The following is a 23315-nucleotide window of genomic DNA, read 5'->3' on the forward strand; positions in this document are numbered from 1 at the left end:
CTCAGTCTCTTTACATCGAAATTGAACCCTTGCGAAAATCAGTTGCGCCGATTTGCGCGTTGATGAGTACCGGGTGACCTTTGGCAGCCAGTTTCTTGGCCTTGGCAATGACCTCTGGAATCTTTTTCGGGTCGTCCAGTAAGAGACCTTTGCCACCATAGCCTTCGGCTACTTTATGGTAATCAGTGCGCCGTAGCTCCGTGCCGAGAGGTGTACCCAGAACCTCAACTTGTTCTCGAGCAATTTGTTGCCACGATGCATCGGTGCCAACCACTGCGATGACCGACAAGCCGTGGCGAACACATGTGTCGAATTCAGCTAAGCTGTAAGCGGCAGAGCCATCGCCCCAGATAATCCAAGTTTCTGCTTCGGGTCTACAAAGCGCGGCTCCAACGGCGAAACCGCCTCCTACTCCAAGTGTTCCAAATACGCCTGGGTCGAGCCAAGACAGTGGTGATCTGGGTTTGCAGATATAAGCAGCAGTCGCCACGAAGTCTCCTCCGTCTACAACCATCACACTGTCTTCAGACATCATTTTTTCAATGTGCGTGCAGAGCAGCAATGGGTTGATGTACTCCGTTGCTGGTAATTTTGCCTGCTCGGCAATTTCAGTGTCCCGTGCAACTTCGCGTTCGTTGCACTCACCAATCCACTCATCCCAGCGCCCGTGTGGCCGTGGGGTGTTGTCGGCCAGTGCCTGAATGAACCTTCCGGCATCGCATCGAATCGCGAGGGAAGGCCTACGATTTTTTCGTAATTCAAGCGCGCTGCGATTGGCAGCAATCAAGGTTGCTTTACTGTTGATCGAGCGGCCATAGCCGAGCCGGAAATCAAAAGGAAAGCCGGCTACGATAACAACATCAGCATTTTTAAGTGCGGCGCTTCGTTTGTGCTTAAATTGAATGTCGCTTTCAGTACCCAAAAGTCCTCGGGCCATACCACCGAGAAAGGTTGGTATTCCTAAGGCGGTCACAGCCGCTGCAATCGCATCAGCTTCTTGTGCTTGAAGCATGGTTTGGCTGCCAAGTACGAGAACAGGGCGCTGCGCACCGTTGAGGTGTTCGGCTGCTTCTTTAAGCTTGTCCATGTCTAGCTCGGGAACATCGGTTTCGGCGGGCTCGCGAAATCTAACATCTTTGGCGCCTCCAAAGATCTGACCGAGGTGGCGGTTGAGATACAGCTTCAAAAGCTTTGCGCCCACCGCCTTACTCTTATCGACGCCAGTTTCTTTCATGTACCATTCACGGACGGTCTCTTCGTTGTAGAGAAGGTCTACCGGGACTTCGATAAATACCGGACCCGGCACACCTGCTTGGGCAATACGAAATGCCCGCTCAAGAGTAGGAGCGATATCTTTTACCGATTTGAGACTGGTCGCCCATTTGACGTGCGGTGCCATCAAGCTCATTTGGTCGATGTCCTGGAGTGAGCCTCGCCCTTTAAGCACTGTCGCGGTGGCTCCGCCAAATACAATCAAAGGCGACTGTGCCATTTGAGCGTTCTTGATCGAGGTGATGGTGTTGGTTAGTCCTGGGCCAGCAGTTACAGCGGCAATACCGGGGACACCTGTCATTCGAGCGACGGCGTCGGCAGCGAACACAGCATTTTTCTCATCACGAACATCAACTACTTTGATGCCAGCTTTGTCGCTGCCAACAAGGATTGGAGAAATGTGTCCTCCGCAGAGTGTGAAGATAAACTCAACACCGTGCTTTTTAAGAACCTCACCTATAATTGTTCCACCGTTCATCTGATACTCCTGTGTCTTCGAATTATGCTAGGACGTGCTTCTCGGGAATAAAGCAGGTGAATTCACCGGTAAAAACTGCTTCATCACCACGGTTGACGACGACTTCGATAATATTTTTTTTGCCTTCTTGGCGGGCAAGCGTTGCGATTGCTACGACTTTTTCGCCTGCGACAACTGGTTTTAAAAACCGATTTGAAGAGCCACCCAGAACCACATTGGGATGGTTAATGGATAGCATGGCTGCGTAGTCGGCAAGTCCGAAAATGAAACCACCATGAACCAGATTAAAATCATCGACTGCCATGTCTGGGAGGGTTTCCAATTCAACAACGGCTTTACCCTCGCTTAGTTCCACGGGGCTACCAACCCATTGTTTGGAAGTCGTTAAATGGGTTTTTGCTTGATCCATATCTACTTGCAGCTCCCGTAAGAATTTTCGCCTATCGGTTCACAGTGGGCGATATAGCGGAATGTGATGGCGAAAGCCAAATGGAAATAGAGAGTCTCAACAGTTGTGAAACTAAAAAATGGCTTAGGGAGGTGTTGAAATTTAAGACCAAACAAGTGTTCTTAATTCGTGGATAGAAAAAACTGGCGGGCCCGAAGGCATTGTCGTCTTTTTTACTCGTCTGCTTGTTGGAGAGCCTTGTATTTCTCTACTTCATCTTCGAGTTTTTTAAGCATGCGTTGGTCAATATCTTGTTTACGCTCGATGAGCTGTTTCATTGCGGATTCTGGATCGTAGGCCTCACTGGGTGCTCTTCCGCGTCTTCTACCTTGAGCGTCAACGATGATTTCAAAGTAATCGTCTTGGGTCGCGCAGAGCCCGTCTATACCGCAAGATTGAACGAAGTAGGAATCATTTTCCACGTAGAGTTGCCATTCATTGCCCCAGGCGTCCAAGCCCGTGTCGAGTCCTTTGGTACTGTCCATGTTGTTGCGGGCGTAGACGACAATGTCCTCGGGGATTCCTTCATCGAATTGAAGATCAACGTAGATCTGCATAGCGATGTCTTCCATTTCCGATGTAGTTTTGATGACCTTCGCGACGTTGATCATTTCGGTTCCGAGGTTTCTGATTTCTTCGCTACCTCCACCAATGGCGACTCCGGCAGCAAGAAGAGGGGTAAGTTTCATGAGCGTACTAATCATGACTTCACCCCGCTTGCTCGCTCTTGCGCTATTTTTTCAAGCCTAATCCCTGCGAGAAAATCATGCACCATAACGTCTTTGAAGTCTTGCCGGTTAAGGGTGAGCAGAACGCTTTCAGTGGTTGTGGTTACGGTGGCTGTTCGTGGCACATTTGAAAGCAGCGAAATCTCGCCGAAGAAATCTCCTGAGCCCAAAGCGGCCACGGGTTCATTTTGACCAGCTTGGTTTACTTCGACGGCACCGGACTCGATGATAAAGAAGTGGTCTCCTTGTTCGCCCTCCTGCGCGAGAACTTTTCCAGTTGAAACGGTTTGGCGATTGCAGAGTGAGAGAAGTTTATTGAGAGAGCATGGTGAGAGCCCTTTGAAGAGCTCGGAGCGCCTTAGGATACTGGTTGAGCGCAGGGTTGTCGTTATTTGTCCTCGGTCAAGATTGGCGTTTTCTAACGCTTTGAGAAATGCCTCTCGGCCTACCTTGCAAACAGAAGCTGCACCGAGAGCGCGTACCGTAGCATTACGCGGCTCTGATTGAACAAGGGCCATTTCACCGAAACTATCGCCTGCATGTAAAGTGGCTACCGTTGTTTCAACGCCACTGGGTGCAGTGTGAATGATTTCAACATCACCCTCGCTTAACATGTAGAAAGACTCGCCCCAGTCGCCCTCTTTGATAATACTGTCACCGGCCTTAAAGCTAAAAGCCGAAGCCTGATTTGCAAGTTCTTGAATGGCTTCTGAGCTAAGTTGCACAAAGAGTGGGTTGTTGCTGAGAGCCTCTTGAACTTTCGAGAAATCGGGAGTGAAAGATTTAGGAACCACGGATGGGGTTGGAAGACTCTTTAGGAGTGCGCCGCCAATTCCTAAAATGAATGTCAGTAAAATCCCGGCGACGGTGAGTGTGACAATAGCAACAAAACCTACGAGTGCGAGACTGTCTACAAGGCTATGACTTTGCAGTATTGAGCGGGTAGAGGGCAGCAACACTTCAGAGATGAGCCGGGCCCCTAAGACGAAACTAAGGTAAAGCCAAAGCACTGTACCGAGGCTTTGCGCGATGAGCCGGGCTTCACCATCAAACATATCGCGCTTGGTAAGACCTTTGAGATAGCGGGTGCTGACGTAGCTTCCAGCGTGCTTTCGCCCATCTCCGGTGTGGTTCATATGGTCTAATAAAAAACCCAGGTCACTTTTTACAACCGGACATGCACAACCGAGAAGAACGCCCAATGAGCCAAAGCAGGCAAGTTTGAAACCGTGACTGCCAATGCTTGTGCTAAACCAGTCCGAAGTGACCCCTAAGCAGCAAAGCGCGGCAGCCAATGCGGCGCCGGCAAGGCCAGCAAGAGCTACCGAGCGTTGTCCTTGGATACCGGCTCTAAACGCATTACGTGCATCAATGTGAGGTGCGATAAGAAAAAGTCGAAGCTCGATTCCTCGGGCATAGGGAGCAAGTCCGTTACTGGCCAGTGCCCACACGCGGAATATATTGCGTAAGGTAAGCGCAAGTACTCCGCCCATGTAGATTGCAAAGAATCCGGCGAGGTGGCTCTCACCGAGCTTGATAGGTGGCCCGTCGAAAGTGAGGTCTCCCCAGACCAGTAAGGAGCTTGCCGCCAAGACAGAACTTATTAATACCGAGGCAAGAGTGCCCGTACCCAGTGGCAGTATTTTGGGCGACTCAGCGGTGGTTGTCTTTTTTGAGCTAAGCGTAACATTGAAAAACAGGTTCAGTAGCTTACGGCCGAGGCCTTTTGGTTTTCGTGGAGTTTGAAAACCGAAGCGACTGAGCTCTTCATGGCTTTGCTCAAGGCAACCATGTGACGAGAGTTTTTGAATCAGTTGCAGAAGCGCCCGCGTGGATAAAAGGCGTCCGTCGGAGGAGGCAACGTCAATGATTTGTTCAAGCGATTTTTGACCATCGATGAGTTTGACGAAAGGCTGCTCTTCAAGAGTGACGTGTTCGAAGGAACCGTTAGGGGATTCAAAGCCCATACCGGTGTTGCCAATTGAGAAGAACTCAGTTTGGCCTGATAGCACTGGGATAAACGACTCAACCCGAATTTGTTCCTGCATTTTACTCCCTCATGATGAAGAGATACCCCACCAAAGAGTACCGGCTAGTGCCGGGCGGTTCAACGCGAACTCGTTCAGAATGATCTCGATGTATGAGCGTGTATGCCTAGCTATTCGAAAATATGCCGATCATTACAAAATCTCATGCCACGGGTAGGTGTTGCGTAGAGGAAGTTGAAGCACATTTCGTCTTCCGTTCCGTCGCCAAAGAAGACGGTTCGTTGAGGGTCAGAATTGTAAAACCCGCAAGTCGTTTCCAGCTGGTCACCAGGATAGAGAGTAATGGGCATCTCATAGAAAAGTTGCGCCTCGAATGACCAACCGGTTAACTCAATCAAGTTGATACGTGTTCCGTCGGCTCGCACCACATCGGAACGAAAGCTCATGCCAGTTTCATGCATATGAGGCATACCAGCGAGCAAAGTAATCTCTTCTTTAATCTCGCATACCCCTGTGACCACCATCGAGGCCTCCGGACTGACAACAATCATATTGGGGCCGGGGACAATCATACCGTACTCGGTCTCATCGGTGCCGGTCGGGCCGTGGTAGATATTGATGCTCGTTTTATCTTTTACGTTCTCGATACCGGCAGAGTTGTTGTAGTGGATTTGGAAAACATAGCGTTCACCAGGCTCTACGAGAAGACCACCCTCAGGAAACTGAATGGCATCTTGACCAGGCGCCCAGCCGTAGAGAAAGTCGGTGTCTCCGGGTACGCCGCTGCATCGAAATGAGCCGTTGTGACGTTTGCTGGGGTCTCGGTAGAGCACAGCATGATGCAGAACCCGGGTGTCGTCCAATTGCATTTCAAACCGTTTGATAAGTTGAGGCTCGTCAAAAGGGACATCAACAGCCCAGCATTGATATCGGTTGTTCCAGTTTGGGCTGACTTCAAAGTCGTTTGCGCTGATGGTCCAAACGTCGGTTTCAGTGGGGAGATCGCTTGGAGGAAGAAAGACGGGAGCGTTGGCGGTGAGACCTTCCTGGTAGTCCGGATGCTCCATGCCGCAACTCGACCAAAGAACCATGGTATCAAAATCGTTGTGGCTGGGTGCCCCGAAGGGCGCAGGTGGCATAGCGCGTGAATTAAGAGATGGCGTGATTTTATCAACCAGTCTCTCTCCAGGCTCGCCGGCTATCATTTCATCGTAATTTAAGAGGCTGACGGGTGCACCGTAATCTTGAACCTCGCCGTGACAGGTGCCGCAGTTCTTCTCGAATGCAGGTCGCGCGTGCATCTCAAAGGCATCACGGTCCGGGATGCAAATGGTCTCTGCCGGTTCAGCGACTTCTTCCGCGCATCCACTCGTAAGTAGATAAAAAAGACTGGATACAAGAACAGGAATAATAAGATCTGAATGTTTCATAGATAGCCCCCGAGCGTCTGAGCCATGGACGCTAGTATAGTGGCCATACATCTGTCTACACGAAGACTACTTACTTTGGTGGGACCAATGACGGGCTGATCATTTGTAATTACTTGATATTGATAGGATTCCTGGAGAATCGATTCCTGTTTTAGCATCCTTGAGGTTGGCCCGGTAGGTACGCGTTTCCGGCTTTCCAACCCAAGGTTGGAGCATGGCTCCTAATAAACCGTATTCTTCGAGAGGAGCGTAACGGTAAAGAAATGTTTGAACGGTGAAGACAAGGTGGTCGTCTTTGAGTTTGGCCTCGAGTTTAAATCCGTCACCCTCTGGGACTTTGTCCATGGCGGTAAACTGCATGCTTCCGAGTAGGGTGGGTTTGCTCTCACCTTCGCGCCAAATCCAGACACTGGGCGGAGTTTTCTCATTGGGGAACCGCATTCTGACGATACAGCGTTTGCCTTCATGCAAGCCCAGAAAGTGGATCCAGCGGGATGCAATGTCGCGTGGCATTGTGGTGGAACGTGAGTGGTCGACCGCGCCAAAACCGCTTACTGCAACGGGTTCTTGGTTTTTTCGGGTCAGATGGCCTGAGACTCGGCTCCAAGGAACGTAAATTTCGTACTCGTAAAAGTCCTTACCGTTACTCAAAAAGCTGTCGGGGATGGGGATGTGTTTGGCCCGGGTTTGGTATTTCAAGTCGAAGCTGAAGTCCTCAACGGTACCCACCAGAGCCACACCATCTTTTTGGTTTTGAATGCTACAGCGAGCCATCTTCAGCATTTGAGACTCCCGCTCGTAACCCCATTTACTCTTTTTGACCTCTTCGCCTTCTGAGTATGGTTCCTCACCTTTTTTGAGGACGATCACTTTGCAGGCACCTTTTCCACTGCCCATGCCAACATTTGTGACGAAATATTGCACCAACAAGTAGGTGCCATCGGAGAAATCGGCTACCGCGGTGATAGATTCTGCGTAGGTGTCTTGGTGGCTGGTTTTGGGCTCCAGAGGTTTTGCGAGTTGTCCCCATGCAATAGATGGAGACGTAAGCGCTGATAATAAAAGGAATAAAGTCGTTTTGGGGAGCGAGTTGCACCTCTGAAATTGCTGTGAGGAATCAACGGTCATGGCTTATGTTTTCCTTTATTTTACCCGTGAATCTGCATTTAAGCCCGCGTTGGTATGATAATTCAATACCTTACTAGGAATCTTTCGACGCTGGGTATCCTCGTTTTGTTCTGAAAAAGTGTGGCGCAAGTATTTCTGTGGTAGCCGCGACTGGCTACATATGCGAAGACCCGCGTGCGGATATAGGCTTAGGTCCTGTCCCCGAGTGAACATATGACATGAATGATTTTAGGGTGAGTTTCTGGGTATGTCGACAAACCTTACATCCAACACGAGCGCTTTTAGCGAGACTGAGACCTTAGCGCTTGGTCGTTCGCTCGTTAGAAATCTGGCGATACAAGATTGGATTGCCCTCGTTTTTCATAGCTACCTTTGGGTCCGAATCCTGATTGCGCCCGAGAGCGCACAAGCCGAGGAGGGCCGACTTTGGCAGGGCGTTTTGCTCTTGTTCACGTTCATTACGATTTTCTCAGTGCGAAGCCGTTTACTGCCCCAGGGCTCGATTCGAGCATTGATTTATAGGGTTGGCATGTTTCTAAGCATCGCTGGTTCATATTTTGTTCTCAAGTGGGTTTTACCGGGACTGGCCCCGGTTCTTCTCGATATTGAATTGATGGAAATAGACATCGCTGTCTTAGGGCAAACGCCTTCAGTGTGGATGGCTCAGTTCAATACTGTAGCAGTCACCGAGTGGTTGGCTTTTTTCTATTGGAGCTACTTTTTCATTTTGGGTCTTATGACTATCCCGTGGCTGTTTTTAGCCCACGGCAGAATGCTGGTTGAGCTGATGCTGGGAGCAACCATTGTTTGTTCATTGGGTCACAGCGGTTACACGTTCGTTCCGGGCGTCGGCCCTTATGCAGCCATCGAGTTTGCTGAGCCGCTGCATGGCGGAGTCTTTTTAGAAATGGTGATGGGTACTGTGGCTTCCGTGGGTGCAGTTTTGGATATCTTTCCATCGCTTCATACAGCTTACCCTACATTCTTCGCACTCTGGGCTTTTTCAAATCGCAAGCACCGAGTGGTGAAATGGATCTGGCCTGTTCTGGCATTTTTTGCCATCAATATTATCGTTTCGACTATGTTCCTTCGCTGGCACTGGGCCATTGATGTGGTGGCTGGATTGATGCTCTCAACATTTGCTTGGCAGTTTGGAAGATTTGCCGCGAAGTTTGAGATGTCGAAAGGTGTTGGGGACGACACCCGGCAGCCGGTTTGGGAGCGATTGGGCCTTGGTGAATGGGCCACGCGTAAATAAAAAACCTGTATTTTCCGATTTCCTCGACGAATTCCTCAAAACCAATGATTTCAAGTAGCCTCCAAGTGATGCTATGAAATCAGTTCATATTCACGAGGATTGAAATCACGATGTCTAGCAGTAGCCTTATGAATGCAAGCAGAAGCTCCGAGACCGAAGCCTTTTACACCGATTTACGTGAAAGCCTTGGTCAATACCGAGTTTTGGCGGGAAGCAATCCACTTAGTAATCCAATCTCATTATTGGGGCTGGAGATATCTAAAAAGCTTACGACTGAGCAGACTTCCCTATCTGAGTTGAGCGCGGTTATTCAAAGTTCTTCCAGCGCAGCATTTCTGCGAAGGGCCACGAGACTTGGCGACTACCTTGGGGAGATGAGTATCCACCGCAATACAGCGCGGCTCGAGGAACTCTTCGGCGGCATTGCCAAAAAGTGCGAGAACTTTGAGGCATTTGAGAAAACGCTCAACCGCGAGTGGCTCGGCGTTGTCATGACCGCCCACCCAACTTTCGGACTTTCAGATAAGTTGTATGAAGCATTGGCAGGACTTGCGCTGGATAACGCCGAAGGCGGGTCTGAGCTTGATGAGGAAGACCGAAGCGCCCTCCAGGATTTGGTTGCCAGTGAAGTTCATGCACCAGACGATCCTGTGAATCTAAGCAAGGAGCATACGCTTTCTCTTGAAGCCATTGGCAATTTACATTGGGCGCTTCGCCGCGTTTATGGAGTTGCGCTGGATGTGGCGAAGGAGCATTACCCACAAGAGTGGAACGGCCTTTCGCCGCGTTTGATGACCGTAGCAAGCTGGGTTGGTTATGACCTGGATGGCCGAAGCGACATCCTCTGGCATGACACATTTCGCGCACGTATGAAGGTCGAGCTTGAACAGCTTAGAGTTTACCTGAGTGAACTCGCGTCGATTCGAAATATGTTCTCGACAGTTCTTGAAAACAGTCCTGCGGCCACGACAGCCCTTAAACAAATCGAAGAAAAATTAAGAGCGACGGAATACGCGGTCGCTTCGGATATCGATGTTCTATCTCGTGATTGTAATGAGAATGAAGCAGTAGAGCACCTGGGCAAGCAATTGGCCCGCAGTCTTGATGTTCGGCTGACCGATACGTCTTTGTGTGTGGGGCTTCTTAGTGAAGCGATTGATAGTGCCACTGAAGATGACATGGTTCGGGCCTTGTGCATCTTACGCGCAGAGATGGCAAACCATGGTTTGGGTATGGCCCACACCCACGTGCGCCTTAACTCTTCGCAGTTGCACAATGCTATTCGCGGTGTTTTGAAAATGGAAGGCTCGCCGGATGAGCCAGGTAACCGAAGACGCTATCTTAACGAGTTAAGTGCACTCTTTGATGATTTAGAGCCCGTATCGATTAATGTGGGCTCCATTATGGCTGAGAGAACCAGTGGTAAACGATTGTTTATGATCGTTGCTCAAATGATGCGTTACATCGACTCAACCCATCCTATTCGTTTTCTCATTGCAGAATGCGACACCGCATTTACAATCTTAACGGCATTGTACTTTGCTCGCCTCTTTGGTGTTGCGGAGCACGTTGATATCTCTCCTCTGTTTGAAACTGAAACCGCGCTCGAACGCGCAGACTCGGTGATAGAGAAGCTCTTAGATATTCCTCATTATAGAAAATACGTTGAGGAGCGCGGTCGCATCGCAATTCAGACTGGCTTCTCCGATGCAGGTCGTCACCTGGGCCAGCCGGCTGCCAGTATGGCCATCGAGCGATTGCGAATGAAGATGGCAAGAATGCTTTCACGCCACGGTTTAGACGGTATCGAACTTTTAATTTTCGATACTCACGGTGAGTCGATCGGGCGAGGTTCACACCCAGTTAGTTTTTCAGACCGTTTAAATTATACTTCGCCGCAAAAGAGCAGAAAACTCATTGAAGAAGCGGGTCTCCTCTTTAAGCAGGAGCTTAGTTTCCAGGGCGGAGATGGGTACCTCTTTTTCAAGAACGAGTCCTTGGCCTTTGCAACGCTGGCGCGGCTTCTTGAGAACACGCTGGACCCAGAAGAGTCGGATGCAAGTGACGCGTTTTACGATGACACAGACCATTCACTAGATTTCTTTATTACTGCAAAAGAGTTCAATGAAAACGTCATGGACAATCCCAGTTATGGGACCTTACTTGATGCTTTTGGAACCAACCTTTTGTATAAAACCGGGTCCAGAGTTTCGCGTCGACAGCATGATGGCGGTGTGAATCGCAGCAATCACCCATCGCAAATTAGAGCTATTCCGCACAATGCGACGCTGCAGCAGTTGGGATTTCTTGCCAACTCCATCGGTGGTTTGGGCGCAGCGATTTCCAACGATTTGGAACAATTTGTTTCGATGTATGAAAACTCCAGCCGTTGCCGCCGCTTTATGAGCTTGGTGAGTTACGCCCGAAGTTTAACGAACCCAGATGTTTTGGCGGCTTATATTAGCCTCTTTGATCCAGACCATTGGCTGGCACTGGCAGAGACCGAATCTGATCCAACCCGTAAGCGCAGGATGAGACGAGTTGTGAGCCTCTTAGGTGGCGGTGAAACCTATGAAGGTCTTCGGCGCATTTTTAGAATTTTCCGAGAAGATTTAATGGATCTCGATGCTGGCTTCGAAGCCATTGGCGGCCGACCGGTTGGGATCACTGAAACAGCTCGCGATGAACTGGATTTACTGCATGGTCTTCGCGTTGGCTTGATTCAAGAGTTCTTTCTCATGATTGTTCAGGTCCCCCGGTTTAGTTCACAGTCGTCAATGACCATCGGTGAAGTCATGCAAGAGCTTTTACGGCTTAGTGTATTACCGTCGATGAAAGTCTTAGGCGATGCCTTTCCTACAGATGGTCAACCGATTGAAAGCGGAGCCTATGGAGAGCAAGCCAGTTACGTGAGTGACGAGGCACAAGGGTACAAAGAAGTTCATCAAGAAATCTTCGAACCGATGACTGAAATGTATGATTTGATGCGCCGGGTGACCACTGCGGTCACCCATGTTGTTGGCGCGTTTGGCTAAGCCCGAAAGGGCTTAGTTGGAATCTTCAAGCGACTTACTGCTCACATAAAGATAAGCAAGAACCTTCGGCGCCGCCGGCGCCAAACAAGATGCACTGCTGAGTTGTATCGGTACATGCAGGTTCTGTTTGTGAGCAGCTGTCAGCCTCTACTGGTGCCGCACCGGCTTCATCACCACATGCATAGAGAGTATTACCGTTTTGATCGGTCAGAGGAATTGTGCAGAAGAGGCCTTCTGGGCAGTTACCTTGCGCAGCTTGTGGGCAGTCGCAATTTGCGAACTGCTCAGGCTCTGCATTACACTGAGCTCGGTTGATGTCATCACAGCTTTGAGTAACGTAGTTGGCTGCAGAAGCTTGGTCCATTTCGCCGCGTGCTACGCAGTTTTGAACACAACCGGCAGCATCAAGTTCACCGAGTGCTGGGTCGCATACAAGTTGGCCAAGGCATGAGAGAAGGTATTCGCATACCTGAGTACATTCAGCCGTGATATCGCCGGTTGAAGTGTCTCCGCCCGATGTGTCTCCACCTGAAGTATCGCCACCTGATGTATCGGTGTTGTCTGTGCCTGTTGTATCGCCGCCGTCAGTGGATCCAGTGTTATCTTCTGCTCCTGTTTGGTCCTTTGGAGTGTCTTCGCCGCCGCAGCCAAAGACTGCCAAGCTAAGGCCAAGAACAAAAATCATAGTGATCTGTGATAGTGCTTTCATAGTAGGTTCCCCGTTTAAAATAAATTAGTCCAACTTGAGAGTACTGCTTAACTCTCTTGTCATGTTTTTGTGGTGCGCTTCATTGGTACCGCCGCCGATTTCAAGCAGCTTGGCGTCTCTCCAGAGGCGTTCAACGGTATATTCACCGACGTAGCCATATCCGCCCAAAACTTGAATGGCTCTGTCCGCGACGTTTTTAGCCATCGTTGCGGCGTAGAGTTTAACGCCATCAGAGTCGAGTCGGTTACCAGACGAATCAAGCTTCAGGTTGGCTGCCGTGCTGTAAACGTAGGCTTTGCCAGCCATGTACTCCGCATAGGATTCTGCAATGTGTCGCTGAATCTGACCAAAGTGTCGCAGCGGCTTACCAAATGCATGTCTCTCATTGGCGTAACGATTCATGATCTCAATGCTTCGTCTTGCAATCCCAAGGCTCATGGCTGCGAGCGTGAGTCGCTCGAGCTCAAGGTTACGCATCATGTGCTTCACAGCTTCACCTTCGCTGCCTACAAGATTTTCTGCAGGAATACGGCAGTCCTCGAATACGAGCTCTGCAGTGGTCGAAGCACGCATGCCTAATTTGTCATGGATCTTTTGTCCGAGGCTAAAACCGGGTGTGCCTTTTTCAACGAGGAAAAGTGAAGCGCTTTTACTCGACTCACCGGTTTTGGCGTATACGAGAAAAATGTCACCGAGTTCGGTATTGCTGATGGCACCGTTGGTGATCCACATTTTGGCACCATTGATTACGTAGCTATCGCCATCTTTTTTAGCAGAAGTTTGCATTCCGAGAACATCGGTCCCGACCGCTGGTTCGCTCATGCACATGCCGCCGATAAGTTCTCCCGTGGATGCTCCAGGTAAATACTTCTGACACTGCGCCTTGTTGCCGTTGTGTGCGAGGTTGTTGGCAAACAACATAGAGTGAGCAAGGTAAGCCAGGGTAAAACCAGGATCTACCGCTGAGAGTTCCTCGTGCACAATCACAGCCGCGGCTGCATCCATGCCTGATCCACCAAACTCTTCTTGAACGGTGATGCCCAAAAGCCCGAGGCTTCCGAGTTGGCGAAAGAGCGCAATGTTAAAAGTTTCAGTGCGGTCGTTTTCTGCGGCCTGTGGCTCCACTTCGCGCTCGGCAAATTGACGAACCATTTCACGAAGGGCCTTATGCTCAGGCGTTGGGTTATAGATGTTTTCCATGACATACCTCTACTAACGAATTGGGTTGGGCCCTTTACTGGAAAGGCTTCCGACGGGAACTGCCTATATATAGGTCGTACAAATGGAGCAAGGGTAGGGTGCCCAATGGAATGATTGAGGTTATGACGCGCTGCGAAAAGACTCAAGGGGGTAGGAGCCCGCTTGGGTGATCAGGGTTGCTCTTTACGCCACTTTCGTAGGGTTTGCTCTGTGGTGTTCATCATGGAGGCTGCGATTTTCGTCTTGTTACCCAGCCGATCTAACACTTCTGCTAAAAGTGACCCCTTCCAACCTTCGAGTAAGTTGTCGGCGGTTTGCTCATTGGCTTCAACAAGTTTCTGAAGAACTTGGCTGCGAGATGCCCAGATTTCCCGCCGGCCAACATCTTTACTCCCGTGGTTAATTTCCCCGAGCCGCCGACGGTATGTGGACTCAGGAACACCGAGGAGTTTGGCCGCCCTTCGGGTGACGCTGCCGGGTTCACGTTTCGATATGTCTGATGAAATGGTCTGGGCGGCTTCTACAAATGAAAGCGTGAGCCAGAGAGCAACCGGAGGAGGCATGGAAGGAAGCGAGTCAATGCAAGCGGTGACATCTCGGCTGAGCCAGTGTCGCAGCTGCATCGCAGGAGCGATGCCTGAATCGCTCTCTACTGTCTGCGGCGGTTGAGGTGATTGCTCAGCGGTTGCGGCTTGGGTGATCTGCCGGTTTTCAACCGGTATTGCAGGACTGAGTGGAATGTCGAGTTCTTGAAGCTGCAGTTCGTTTTCAGTACACAAAATCACAGCCCGCATTACTTTGTTTTGTAGTTCACGGATATTGCCCGGCCAGTTGTAGGAAAGCATGGCAAGCTCTGCTTCATCGCTTAGCCCATCGATGCGCTTTTGGTATTGAAGGCTGAACTGCTCAATGTAGTAGCGCGTGAGCAATGCGATTTCTTCTCTGCGATCTCGTAGTGGCGGAATCGCAAATGTTACGACGTTGAGCCGGTAATACAGATCTTGGCGAAATTTACCGCTGGAAACTTCGCGCTCTAAGTCGCGGTTGGTGGCAGCGATGATTCTTACATCTACTTGTTGATAGCGGGTGGCACCGACAGGCGAGATGCGGTGGTCTTGAACAAAAGTCAGGAGTCTACCTTGGACCTCAAGTGGCAATTCGCCGATCTCATCGATGAAAACTGTGCCGCCATTGGCTTCAGCAATACGCCCCATACTAGAGCTTTCAGCGCCCGTATAAGCACCTCGAACGTGGCCGAAGAGTTCATTCTCAATCAAGTTTGGCGAGATGCTACTGCAGTCAACGGTTACAAAGGGACGGTCGTGGCGGTTGCTTAAGTTGTGAATGGTTTGGGCCAAGATGCCTTTACCGGTTCCACTTTCACCGGTGATAAGAATAGTCGCTTCGGTGGTGGCTACCCGCCGAGCGGAGGAGAGTAGCTCCTCCATGGCTGGGCTGTTGTATACGAGTTTTACTTTGCCAAAAGCTTTTCGAAGTGTATCAAATTCGTCGCGCAATTTTTTGCGCCGCTCTTCTTGGTTACGCTGTTCTTGTTTTGCCAGCAGTGCTCTATCAAGAGCCATCGCCAGCTGAGTTGAGAGGCCCTGTAAAAATAAGACATCTGTTACATCAAGCCAATGACCCTCGCCGGTATGGGACATGTAGATACAGCCGTGGCATTTATCGTCTGCGAGCATGGGAATCGCGATGGCTCTGAACTCAAGGTTGGTTTGAGTATCGTCGATACCTTCTACGCCGCAGCCTAAGATCGCTTGAGCCTCGACTGCTCTGTCTACCAATTTAGCTTCTCCAGGAAGGACTTCGTTGGCATTATCGTAATGGCCTTTGGCTATCATTTCAGGGCTGACCATACGTTGTATCAGTTTGAGACTTTCGTCTTCCTCTTTACGAAAAATGTAGAGGCTGTGGGCTCGAAAAGTGTGTCGAAGGCTGTCGGCTGAATTACCAATGATACTTTCAGGCTCTTGATTGGCGGCGATTGTACGAACGGTATCCCACATCAAAGACATGCGTCTGTAGTCCCGGGTCATATCACCTGTGAGAACGCTGGTGAGTGGATCGATGGCCTTGGTGCTAACAAGCTGCCCGGGATGCCAAAGTTCAACTTGGTTCATGGAGAGCCGAGCTTTGCCGAGTGCTTGAGCCGCTTGTTGAATCATCAGTTCGGGTTGTCGCGGATTTTTCGCATTGTACACACTCATGCCGCAGTGAAGCTGAAGGTTCACTTCAACCAGTTCATTCACGCGCGCTTCAGTTTGTTCAACCAGTCGACTCGCTACAATTAAGGCATTGCTCTCTCCGGTATCCGGAAGAAGAACTGCAAAGACTGCACCGCCAAACCGTGCCATGAAATCGGTGCTTCTCAGATTGCCTCGTAAAACATGGGCCATTTTATTGAGAAGGTCATCGGCAACTTCTTGGCCCAGAGCATCATTGATCCGGCCATAGTCTGTTGGGTTGAGCATCAAGAGTGAGAGGGGAGGCCCGCCAATATTGGCTTCGCGAATAAGTTCGGCCGTCATTTGGTGCAGCTCACTGAGACCAGGGAGTCCCGTTAGAGAGTCATGCAAAACAGAGCGTACCCGGCTTATGTGCCGGCCCATGGCCCCGCCAAGTGAGAAGAGCCAGTGTAGAGTGAGTTCTTTGGACGTGGGCTGCTGGGAGCCCTCAATAAACTGGTCGAGCTTTTCTTGTGAATCGAAGGTCAGTCCAAACCAAGCAGGTGGTTTGATTTGGGTCAGATTGACTTGGCGGTGGTCACTGCTACGGCGTTGCCATTTCGTGGCGGGAGGAATGGTGTTGGGATCAAGTTCCGGAAGCCCAAGCGGGCTCTGGCCAAGTAGGAGAGGAAAAATGAGACCAAATTTTTCATGGCTTCTCACAGGCATGTGTGCGGAGCCAAGCCATCCTTGTAGTCCAGGAGCGATGTCGAGTTGGTCGAAATCTCCGGTATCAAGCCGGTCTAGATAGGAATAGGCAGTGTCTAACGAATGCAGCTCGGGCAAAGGCTGACCCTCACCGGCGTGCACAAGCAATGTATGACTGCGAGATGAAGAGGGCGAGGGAACGAAGAGTGTGGCATGCGTGGCTGCTGTTGAGTCTTGAACGCCGTGCAGAAAAAAGCGCAACACATCGTGCGAATGGTCCATTGATTTCCCCCTGAGCTGAATCGATTGAGAATCGAGACCGCCTGAACTGCACCAACAATATTGGCATAGCTTATCCAGAATTACTGTAGTCGAGTTTCAGATCAATGAAAAAGAGGGCTAAACGAACCAGAATTGTCGTCGGCGGGTGAAAAATGGAGAGCCCTGGTCACTTGGCAAGCTCTATGGTAGCAATGCTCGACACAACGCGTCGAGATCAAACCACGGTATCGGAGGATAAGATGAAAAACCCAGGCGTCATGGTAACCGGTTTCCCAGGCTTTATCGCGGGTCGGCTTATGAAAGATTTACTCACGAGCCAGGAAGTACAGCATCATTATTACTTCGTCGTCTTAACTCCTTTTATCCAAAAAGCCGGTGAACAATGTGCGGGACTCGAGAGTCAGTTTCCTGAGTTCAAAGATTCTTGGACGATTCTTGAGGGCGATATTCGGCGCCGGGATTTAGGAATTGATGCAGAGACGCTTAAGCCTATTCGTAAGAAGATTGTGCGGCTTTGGCACTTGGCAGCTGTTTACGACTTAAGCGTACCCCTTCCATTTGCCTATGGCGTGAATGTGGATGGCACACAGCATGTACTCGACTTTTGCGAGACTTTGCCTAATTTTGAGCGGCTGCTTTATATTTCGACTTGCTACGTTGCGGGTAAGCGCAGCGGCATGTGTTACGAGAACGAACTCGACTGTGCGCAAGATTTTAAGAATCATTATGAATCGACCAAGTTTTGGGCTGAGAAGTTGGTTCAGCACCGTTGGGACAAAATACCCACGGTTATTTTTAGACCGGCGATTGTGGTTGGAGACTCTGAGACTGGGGAAACCATCAAAGGCGATGGCCCGTACGTGATTTTTCAACTCCTGATGCGTTTGCCAAGCTGGCTACCCATGGTGAATGTTGGAACCTCGAAGGCCACAGTGAATGTTGTACCGGTCGATTTTCTGACCAAGGCGATGGCAACGATTTCCAATCAAGAAGGCGCTTTGGGGAAAGTTTTTCAGCTGGCCGATCCTAACCCGCTCCAAGCAAGCGATATTATTGGTCTTGTGGTCGAGGCAATGGACCGAGCCCCAGTGATTGGTTCTGTACCTTCAAGGTGGATGGAAGCGCTGCTCAGCGTGAAGCCGATTGAACGTTTGGTGGGAATTCAGCGACAGGCCATCACTTATTTTAACCATCCGATCTCATACGACGTACAAAATACAATGGAGGCGCTGGACGGAACGGGTGTGCGTTGTCCGCCACTTGTCTCCTATTTACCGACGCTTATCGAGTATTCACGGCGTAATCCGAACATCTTCATGAAGGTTCAATGATCCCATCTGGTCGGCCACTTTCCATTTCGACGCAGGGCCCCTTGCGCGGTAGGGGAAGTTTGTGGTTTTTCGGCCCACGATGGACAGTCTAAATACACAAATTCAGAAAAGTTCTCCCGATTTTGCCGCCAACCAGGCGCACCACCATGCTCTTGCGGATACTCTCCGTGAGCGGCTGGAAAAGGTGTCCCAAGGCGGTTCAGAGCGGGCCCGTGAAACCCAAAAAAAACGTGGCAAGCTTTTGCCCCGTGAACGCATCGACAAGCTATTGGATGCAGGCACACCGTTTTTAGAACTCTCTGCCATGGCAGCCTTTGGTCAACATGACGATAAGGTACCTGCTGGCGGAATCATTACAGGTGTGGGGCGCGTATGCGGCCGCGAATGTATGATTGTTGCCAACGACTCCACGGTAAAGGGTGGAACCTATTTCCCCGAGACGGTTAAGAAGCACGTTCGTGCCCAAGAAATCGCCCTCGAAAATAGGCTTCCCTGTATTTACCTCGTGGATTCTGGTGGTGCGTTTTTGCCTCTCCAGGCAGAAGTCTTCCCCGACAAGGAACACTTTGGGCGTATCTTCTACAACCAGGCGACCATGAGCGCAGCCGGCATCCCGCAAATTGCGGTTGTGCTTGGCATGTGTACAGCGGGCGGTGCTTACGTTCCGGCGATGGCAGATGAGAATATCATCGTCAAAGGCAACGGTACGATTTACCTTGCAGGCCCTCCTTTGGTGAAGGCGGCCACTGGTGAAGAAGTCAGTCCCGAAGACTTGGGTGGGGGCTCCATGCACTCACAGGTTTCAGGCGTCACGGATCACTTAGCAGCCGACGAAGAAGAGGCACTGCATATTTGCCGAAACATCGTTGAAAACCTTGGGACCATGAAAGAAGTGGACCTGGACATCAAAGAGCCAGAAGAGCCTCTCTACAGTCCTGATGAAATCTCTGGTGTTTTACCAGCGGATTCAAAAGTGCCATTCGATGTTCATGAAATTATCGCACGTTTGGTTGATGGTTCGCGTTTCCACGAATTCAAAGCCTCTTATGGTTCAAGCCTCGTTTGCGGCTTTGCCCGTTGGATGGGCTACCCAGTAGGTATCGTAGCCAACAATGGTGTGCTCTTCAGTGAGTCAGCCATGAAGGGTGCTCACTTCGTTCAGATGTGCAACCAGCGTAAAATCCCACTTCTCTTCTTGCAAAACATCACCGGATTCATGGTGGGTAAGCGTTATGAAGAAGGCGGAATTGCAAAGCATGGAGCCAAGATGGTCCAGGCGGTTGCCACTGCGACAGTGCCTAAAATCACGCTGGTTATCGGAGCCTCTCATGGTGCCGGAACCTACGCGATGTGTGGCCGCGGCTATCTGCCTCGCTTCATGTTCTTGTGGCCTAATGCGCGGGTTTCCGTGATGGGCGCGGAGCAAGCAGCGAGCGTTCTGGTTCAGGTTAAGAAGGACCAAATGGAGCGTCATGGCGAAACCATGACCGCTGAACAAGAGGAAGCCATTCGAAAGCCAGTACTTGAAAAATACGAGCGTGAGGGAGACCCCTACTATGGTAGCTCACGGCTTTGGGACGACGGTATTATTTTACCCAGTGAAACTCGGGAAGTAATCGGTATGGCGCTATCTGCCACACTGAATGCTCCAGTGAAGCGCGGCGACACACCCGTATTCAGGATGTAGACGATGGAAACTCTCAATGTTTCACAGACGGGGCGCGTGGCCACGGTCACCCTAGACCGGCCAGATGTGCGTAATGCATTTAACGACCAAGTGGTTGTAGAACTTACGCAGGTCTTTCGTGAGATGGACGAAAGCGTTCAAGTGGTCGTCTTAGAGGGCGTGGGTAAAAGTTTTTGTGCGGGCGCTGACCTCAATTGGATGAAGAAAAGCGCAACATATACCCAGGAACAAAATGCCGATGATGCCCGTGCGATGCTCGGGCTTTTCGATGCGATTGATAGCTTCGCCGGTGTGGTCATTGGACGCGTCCATGGCGCAGCGCTTGGCGGCGGTGTGGGGCTTGTTGCATGTTGCGACATCGTTGTAGCAACCGAACGGGCCAAGTTTGGACTGACTGAAGTTCGACTGGGAATCGTACCGGCGGTGATCTCACCGTTTGTTGTTGCTAAAATCGGCGTGAATCACGCTCGGCGTTATTTTGTGACCGGCGAAATTTTTGATGCCCAGACGGCTTGCCGTATTGGCTTGGTGAGTGAAGTCGTTGCCGACGATGAAGCTTTGGACCTGAAAATCGGTGAACTGACACAATCGGTAACAGGCAATGGTCCAATCGCAGTGAAAGAATCGAAAAAACTAATTACAGAAGTGACAACCCGGCCTCGTGAGGATGCTCTGGAGTATGCTGTGCAGACCATTGCACGGCTGCGAGTATCGAAAGAGGGGCAAGAGGGTTTGTCCGCATTTCTTGAGAAGAGAAAGCCAGGTTGGCGATGAAAGTATTGGTAGCAAATCGCGGCGAAATCGCTTGCCGTGTTCTACGTACGCTTCGAGAGCGCTCTATCGATTCAGTGTCGATTTACAGTGAAGTTGATGCGGGTAACCCACATGTATGGCTGGCGGATGAGTCTGTGTGTATTGGTGAGCCACGTGCATATCTCGATATTGAAAAAGTCATTGAAGCAGCGAAGCAAACTTCGGCAACGGCTATCCACCCAGGTTATGGGTTTCTAGCAGAGAACGCCGACTTTGTAGCAGCCTGCGAAGCAGCCGGGATTGTGTTCATTGGCCCAAGCGTTGAAGCGATGCATGCATTCGCCGATAAGCGCGCAGCGCGCGTGTTGGCGATGAAGCACGATGTGCCAGTTATCGATGGAGCAGAGGTTTGCGATTCACCTGAAGTTGCCAAAGAGCTTGCCGAAAAAGTAGGTTATCCAGTTCTTCTCAAAGCGTCGGCAGGTGGTGGCGGTAAAGGGATGCGTAAAGTCTTTGGACCTGACGAAGTTGCTGATGCGTACGAGTCAGCGAGCCGTGAAGGCGAAGCAGCGTTTGGAGATGGCCGCTTACTTTTAGAGAAGTACATCCACCCTGCGCGGCACATTGAGATTCAAATTCTTGGTGATGGTAAAAATGCGATGGTTGTAGGTGAGAGAGAGTGCAGCTTACAGCGACGTTATCAAAAAGTACTCGAAGAGGCGCCGGCTACGTTTATCTCCGACGAAACCCGTAAGGGTTTAGCTGAGAGTGCCATTCGTCTGGCTGAAGCTGTGGGTTATTCAGGCGCGGGAACCGTGGAGTTTCTGGTGGGCCCTGATGGCCGTCATTATTTTCTCGAAGTCAACACACGACTCCAAGTAGAGCATCCCGTGAGCGAGATGATTTCCGGCATCGATTTGGTCGCTGCGCAAATTGAGATCGCGCATGGCGGAGCATTGCCCGAAACGCCGATGTTACGTGGTCACTCGATTGAAGCCAGGCTGAATGCTGAAGATGCCTACGGTGGTTATCTTCCGCAATCTGGCGATATCTTGATGTTGGACTGGCCTCAGTGGCCACATGTACGTATCGATTCTGGTATTGTTGAGGGTGGTGAGATTTCTCCACACTACGACTCGATGATTGCCAAGGTGATTGTTTGGGGAGAGACCCGAGAGGTCGCTCGAACACGTTTGTTAGCGGCTCTTAAAGAAACAACGCTTCTCGGTGTGACCACGAATCAGAGCTTTTTGATTGATCTACTTGAGGCTCCGTTTTTTGTCAGCGGAGAAACTTATACGTCAACAGTTGAATCTGAAACGTGGACGGCTCCAGAGCTACCTGAGTTTGTGAAGATGGCAGCTGAAAATGCAGCGTCTGCGCCGACGTCGGGCCCGGTTGGTCATTCTAAGACAGATCGGCACAGCCCTTGGGCCAGCATTGGGAAGTTTAGGATGGGACAATGAGTTTTGTTTTTGTTGAACATGAAGGACGAAAAGTTCGTGTTGCCATAAAGAAGACTGCCAAAGGAACTTGGGTCGGTTGGCCCGGTGGGTCTGCTTTTCTTGAAGAAGAACGTGCATTCGCCAAAGGCCAGCAAAAAGACGAGGGTATCCGTGCACCGATGACTGGGAAGGTTATCGAGGTAAAGGTTGCCGCCGGGGACGAGGTCGAAGAGGGCCAAGTTGTTGTTGTTCTCGAGGCGATGAAGATGGAGTACCGTTTGGCCGCGCCCAAGGCAGGCCAAGTTGAGACTGTCGATTGTGCTGTAGACCAGCTGGTAGATCTTGGTCAGGTCCTTGTCAGTTTGGGAGAAACCGAAGAATGATTCGCATTGTAGAAGTTGGACCGAGAGATGGGTTGCAGAATGAACCTAATTTCGTCCCAACAGAGGCAAAGATATCGTTTGTAGATGCCCTAAGTGAAACTGGGGCTCGTGATATCGAGGTCACCGCATTCGTTTCTCCTAAATGGGTTCCCCAGTTAGAAGATGCGACACAAGTCATGCAAGGGATTAAGCAGAAGGACGGCGTAGCCTATTCTGTATTGGTCCCGAATATGCGTGGTTTCGACAGAGCCATGGAAGCAGGCGTACAAAAAATTGCGATTTTTACGGCGGCCAGTGAAGGCTTCAATAGCAAGAATATCAATACGAGTATCGACGGCTCATTTAAGAGATTAGCCCCAGTCGTACGCGCGGCCCAAGATGCGGGCATCGCTTACCGAGGCTATGTTTCAACAGCTTTCTGGTGCCCCTATGAGGGTAAAATTTCTCCCGAAAAGGCTGCGGATGTGATCGAACGTTTGGCCGACCAAGGGGTCACTGACGTGTCTATTGGAGATACCATTGGGAAGGCAAAGCCTGATGAAGTGCGTGCTCTTTTGGACGTAGTCTTAAAGAGAGTCGAAGCAGACCGGTTGGCGATGCACTACCATGATACGTTTGGACGCGCTTCAGACAACGTTTTGGCTTCATGGGATTACGGCATCAATATATACGATGCTTGTACCGGTGGTATCGGTGGGTGCCCTTATGCGCCGGGTGCTTCTGGTAATGTCGCCACATCAACTGTTGTAAAAACCCTTCGAGCAGCGGGAGCGGATGTTCCGCTGGACTTGGATGCGATTGAACGAGCGAAAGATAAAATCATTCGCCACCTCGGGGGCCAAAGGCAGCCACAAGACGCCGAGGATATTTAG

At 50.5% G+C, this 23315-nt stretch carries 17 protein-coding genes; 8 read left to right on the top strand and 9 right to left on the bottom strand.

The window, feature by feature from the left end; genetic code table 11:
* Nucleotides 1–10 precede the first annotated feature (10 nt).
* From HOK28_19080 to HOK28_19105, 6 genes are all read right to left on the bottom strand, one after another.
* A complete protein-coding gene (locus HOK28_19080; GenBank protein MBT6435207.1) occupies nt 11–1750 on the bottom strand; it encodes a thiamine pyrophosphate-binding protein in 1740 nt (579 codons plus the stop codon).
* A 22-nt stretch (nt 1751–1772) separates the two neighbouring features.
* Nucleotides 1773–2159: a thioesterase gene (locus tag HOK28_19085; protein ID MBT6435208.1), complete on the bottom strand. Its 387-nt coding sequence runs from the start codon at nt 2157–2159 to the stop codon at nt 1773–1775.
* A gap of 212 nt (nt 2160–2371) precedes the next feature.
* Complete coding sequence (locus tag HOK28_19090; GenBank protein ID MBT6435209.1) at nt 2372–2902, bottom strand: hypothetical protein; 531 nt, start codon at nt 2900–2902, stop codon at nt 2372–2374.
* Nucleotides 2899–4974 carry a cyclic nucleotide-binding domain-containing protein gene (locus tag HOK28_19095; GenBank protein ID MBT6435210.1) on the bottom strand — a complete coding sequence of 692 codons (2076 nt, stop codon included), beginning with the start codon at nt 4972–4974 and terminating at the stop codon, nt 2899–2901. Before HOK28_19095 ends, HOK28_19090 begins: the two co-directional genes overlap by 4 nt.
* 110 nt (nt 4975–5084) lie before the next feature.
* Complete coding sequence (locus HOK28_19100; GenBank protein MBT6435211.1) at nt 5085–6344, bottom strand: hypothetical protein; 1260 nt, start codon at nt 6342–6344, stop codon at nt 5085–5087.
* A gap of 99 nt (nt 6345–6443) precedes the next feature.
* Nucleotides 6444–7472, bottom strand: coding sequence for a hypothetical protein (locus HOK28_19105; GenBank protein MBT6435212.1), 1029 nt, complete (start codon nt 7470–7472; stop codon nt 6444–6446).
* Nucleotides 7473–7719: 247 nt separating this feature from the next.
* Here HOK28_19105 and HOK28_19110 point away from each other — a divergent pair, with 247 nt between their 5' ends.
* Complete coding sequence (locus HOK28_19110; GenBank protein MBT6435213.1) at nt 7720–8730, top strand: phosphatase PAP2 family protein; 1011 nt, start codon at nt 7720–7722, stop codon at nt 8728–8730.
* A 110-nt stretch (nt 8731–8840) separates the two neighbouring features.
* Nucleotides 8841–11765, top strand: a complete 2925-nt coding sequence (locus HOK28_19115; GenBank protein MBT6435214.1) for a phosphoenolpyruvate carboxylase — start codon at nt 8841–8843, stop codon at nt 11763–11765.
* A gap of 34 nt (nt 11766–11799) precedes the next feature.
* On the opposite strand, the gene HOK28_19120 is transcribed toward HOK28_19115, so the two are convergent.
* The 3 genes from HOK28_19120 to HOK28_19130 all read right to left on the bottom strand — a co-directional run bounded on the left by HOK28_19120 (nt 11800) and on the right by HOK28_19130 (nt 16844).
* Nucleotides 11800–12474 carry a hypothetical protein gene (locus tag HOK28_19120; protein ID MBT6435215.1) on the bottom strand — a complete coding sequence of 225 codons (675 nt, stop codon included), beginning with the start codon at nt 12472–12474 and terminating at the stop codon, nt 11800–11802.
* Between the two features lie 24 nt (nt 12475–12498).
* Nucleotides 12499–13674, bottom strand: a complete 1176-nt coding sequence (locus HOK28_19125) for an isovaleryl-CoA dehydrogenase (protein ID MBT6435216.1) — start codon at nt 13672–13674, stop codon at nt 12499–12501.
* A gap of 170 nt (nt 13675–13844) precedes the next feature.
* Entirely contained in the window at nt 13845–16844 is a 3000-nt protein-coding gene (locus tag HOK28_19130; protein MBT6435217.1) for a sigma 54-interacting transcriptional regulator, read from the bottom strand.
* A gap of 239 nt (nt 16845–17083) precedes the next feature.
* On the opposite strand from HOK28_19130, the gene HOK28_19135 reads away from it, so the two are divergent.
* From HOK28_19135 to HOK28_19160, 6 genes are all read left to right on the top strand, one after another.
* The gene (locus HOK28_19135; GenBank protein ID MBT6435218.1) at nt 17084–18175 is read left to right on the top strand and encodes an SDR family oxidoreductase; all 1092 of its coding nucleotides are present in this window, start codon (nt 17084–17086) and stop codon (nt 18173–18175) included.
* Nucleotides 18176–18254: 79 nt separating this feature from the next.
* Nucleotides 18255–19862 carry a methylcrotonoyl-CoA carboxylase gene (locus HOK28_19140; protein MBT6435219.1) on the top strand — a complete coding sequence of 536 codons (1608 nt, stop codon included), beginning with the start codon at nt 18255–18257 and terminating at the stop codon, nt 19860–19862.
* Between the two features lie 3 nt (nt 19863–19865).
* On the top strand, nt 19866–20636 hold the full coding sequence (locus HOK28_19145; protein MBT6435220.1) for a hypothetical protein: 771 nt from the start codon (nt 19866–19868) through the stop codon (nt 20634–20636).
* Entirely contained in the window at nt 20633–22081 is a 1449-nt protein-coding gene (locus tag HOK28_19150; protein MBT6435221.1) for an ATP-grasp domain-containing protein, read from the top strand. Before HOK28_19145 ends, HOK28_19150 begins: the two co-directional genes overlap by 4 nt.
* The gene (locus HOK28_19155; GenBank protein ID MBT6435222.1) at nt 22078–22443 is read left to right on the top strand and encodes a hypothetical protein; all 366 of its coding nucleotides are present in this window, start codon (nt 22078–22080) and stop codon (nt 22441–22443) included. Before HOK28_19150 ends, HOK28_19155 begins: the two co-directional genes overlap by 4 nt.
* Nucleotides 22440–23315, top strand: coding sequence for a hydroxymethylglutaryl-CoA lyase (locus tag HOK28_19160; GenBank protein MBT6435223.1), 876 nt, complete (start codon nt 22440–22442; stop codon nt 23313–23315). Before HOK28_19155 ends, HOK28_19160 begins: the two co-directional genes overlap by 4 nt.

The sequence above is a fragment of the Deltaproteobacteria bacterium genome (assembly GCA_018668695.1).
Classification (GTDB): Bacteria; Myxococcota; XYA12-FULL-58-9; order XYA12-FULL-58-9; family JABJBS01; genus JABJBS01.

What these genes read in the sequence shown, in the direction of transcription:
- HOK28_19080 (MBT6435207.1), bottom strand. Translation starts at nt 1,750, where the DNA reads ATGAACGGTGGAACAATTATAGGTGAGGTTCTTAAAAAGCACGGTGTT.
- HOK28_19085 (MBT6435208.1), bottom strand. Translation starts at nt 2,159, where the DNA reads ATGGATCAAGCAAAAACCCATTTAACGACTTCCAAACAATGGGTTGGT.
- HOK28_19090 (MBT6435209.1), bottom strand. Translation starts at nt 2,902, where the DNA reads ATGATTAGTACGCTCATGAAACTTACCCCTCTTCTTGCTGCCGGAGTC.
- HOK28_19095 (MBT6435210.1), bottom strand. Translation starts at nt 4,974, where the DNA reads ATGCAGGAACAAATTCGGGTTGAGTCGTTTATCCCAGTGCTATCAGGC.
- HOK28_19100 (MBT6435211.1), bottom strand. Translation starts at nt 6,344, where the DNA reads ATGAAACATTCAGATCTTATTATTCCTGTTCTTGTATCCAGTCTTTTT.
- HOK28_19105 (MBT6435212.1), bottom strand. Translation starts at nt 7,472, where the DNA reads ATGACCGTTGATTCCTCACAGCAATTTCAGAGGTGCAACTCGCTCCCC.
- HOK28_19110 (MBT6435213.1), top strand. Translation starts at nt 7,720, where the DNA reads ATGTCGACAAACCTTACATCCAACACGAGCGCTTTTAGCGAGACTGAG.
- HOK28_19115 (MBT6435214.1), top strand. Translation starts at nt 8,841, where the DNA reads ATGTCTAGCAGTAGCCTTATGAATGCAAGCAGAAGCTCCGAGACCGAA.
- HOK28_19120 (MBT6435215.1), bottom strand. Translation starts at nt 12,474, where the DNA reads ATGAAAGCACTATCACAGATCACTATGATTTTTGTTCTTGGCCTTAGC.
- HOK28_19125 (MBT6435216.1), bottom strand. Translation starts at nt 13,674, where the DNA reads ATGGAAAACATCTATAACCCAACGCCTGAGCATAAGGCCCTTCGTGAA.
- HOK28_19130 (MBT6435217.1), bottom strand. Translation starts at nt 16,844, where the DNA reads ATGGACCATTCGCACGATGTGTTGCGCTTTTTTCTGCACGGCGTTCAA.
- HOK28_19135 (MBT6435218.1), top strand. Translation starts at nt 17,084, where the DNA reads ATGAAAAACCCAGGCGTCATGGTAACCGGTTTCCCAGGCTTTATCGCG.
- HOK28_19140 (MBT6435219.1), top strand. Translation starts at nt 18,255, where the DNA reads ATGGACAGTCTAAATACACAAATTCAGAAAAGTTCTCCCGATTTTGCC.
- HOK28_19145 (MBT6435220.1), top strand. Translation starts at nt 19,866, where the DNA reads ATGGAAACTCTCAATGTTTCACAGACGGGGCGCGTGGCCACGGTCACC.
- HOK28_19150 (MBT6435221.1), top strand. Translation starts at nt 20,633, where the DNA reads ATGAAAGTATTGGTAGCAAATCGCGGCGAAATCGCTTGCCGTGTTCTA.
- HOK28_19155 (MBT6435222.1), top strand. Translation starts at nt 22,078, where the DNA reads ATGAGTTTTGTTTTTGTTGAACATGAAGGACGAAAAGTTCGTGTTGCC.
- HOK28_19160 (MBT6435223.1), top strand. Translation starts at nt 22,440, where the DNA reads ATGATTCGCATTGTAGAAGTTGGACCGAGAGATGGGTTGCAGAATGAA.